The organism is Natronospira elongata (assembly GCF_034931365.1).
In the GTDB taxonomy this organism is placed as follows: domain Bacteria; phylum Pseudomonadota; class Gammaproteobacteria; order Natronospirales; family Natronospiraceae; genus Natronospira; species Natronospira elongata.
In genome coordinates, this window is the sequence record NZ_JAYGII010000090.1 from 1 (window position 1) to 1444 (window position 1444).

1 protein-coding gene is annotated in these 1444 nt (G+C 64.1%); it reads left to right on the top strand.

The annotated features are described in order from the left end of the window. The coding region (locus tag VCB98_RS13850; RefSeq protein WP_346053538.1) for a zinc-dependent metalloprotease at nt 1-1444 on the top strand (1444 nt) is incomplete at both ends.

The following is a 1444-nucleotide window of genomic DNA, read 5'->3' on the forward strand; positions in this document are numbered from 1 at the left end:
TATCGAGCCGGATTACACCGCAGCCTTCCCGAAGAACAGCGAGATCCGCGCCGTGCTCACTTTTGCCGTCGACGAGCCATCCTCGGCACTGCGTGACCACGCCCCCGACCCGCGCTCGGTAACCTTCGAGCAGCAGCACAGCTTCCTGCGGCTGCCTGACAATGACTACCAGCCCCGGGAATTCCACCCGCGAGCAGGTATCTTCCCTCATGTCTTTTTCGACTTCGCCCAGGGCCATGACAGCGACTACCGCCAGCGCTGGCTATGGCGCTGGCGCCTGGTACCTTCCGACAAGGAGGCCTATCTGGATGGTGAGCTGGTTGAACCCGAAGAGCCCATCGTCTTCTACATGGACCCGGCCATTCCCGAGCCCTATCGCAGCACCTTCATCGAGGGCAGCCTCTGGTTTAATGACATGTTCGAAGCGGCCGGCTTCAAGAATGCCCTGCGGATAAAGGACCTGCCCGAGGACGCCGATCCCATGGACATTCGCTACAACATGATCCACTGGGTACATCGGCGCGAGCGGGGCCCCTCCGTTGGCCCCTCCCATAAAGATCCACGCACCGGCGAGATCATCCACGCCATTGTGCGGATGGATTCCTTCCGCTCACTGGTCAATCACGACATCTGGATGGGCTTTCGCCCCGCCGCCGGCCCGGACGGCCTGGCGCTGTCCAGCGAGGAAATGGCCATGCAGCGCCGCCTGCAGCACACCGCCCACGAACTGGGCCATGCCCTGGGCCTGGCCCACAACTTCATCGCCGCCACCCACGACCGGGCTTCGGTAATGGACTATCCCGTACCCCTGGTGCGCCTGGACGAGAACGGCTATCTGGACATCGCCGATGCCTATGCCCCCGGGCCTGGCCCCCATGACAAGCTGGCCATCCGCTACGCCTACACCTGGTTCCCGGACAAAGAAGCCGAACGGGAGGGCCTGGCCGAGATCATGAGCGAGGCCCAGGAAGACGGGCTGCGCTTTATCACCGGCGGTGCCGCCCAACCGGACGGCAGCTTCCCCGACGCCAGCGTCTGGGTGGAAGGCGAGGACATGCTCAGCGCCCTGGACCGCACCCTGGGCGTACGCCAGGCCCTGATCAATGCCTTCGACGACCGAGCGCTGGACGACGGCGAACCCTATTCCTTCCTCGACAAGCGCTTCGCCCATGTCTATCTCCACCACCGCACTGCCCTTCAAGGTGCCATCAAGTACCTGGGCGGGATGGAGTTCACCTATGCACTGAAGGGAGAAGATATCGAGCCCACCCGCCGGATTCCGCCGGAGGAACAGGCCCAAGCCCTGGACCGGGTCCTTGAAGCCCTGCACCCCGACCACCTGCGGATACCCGACAGCGTCGCCAGGCAGATCGCCCCAACGCCCTTCGGCTGGGACTGGAACGGCGAAGACCGCCTGTTCCAAGCCAACACCGGCCCGGCCTTT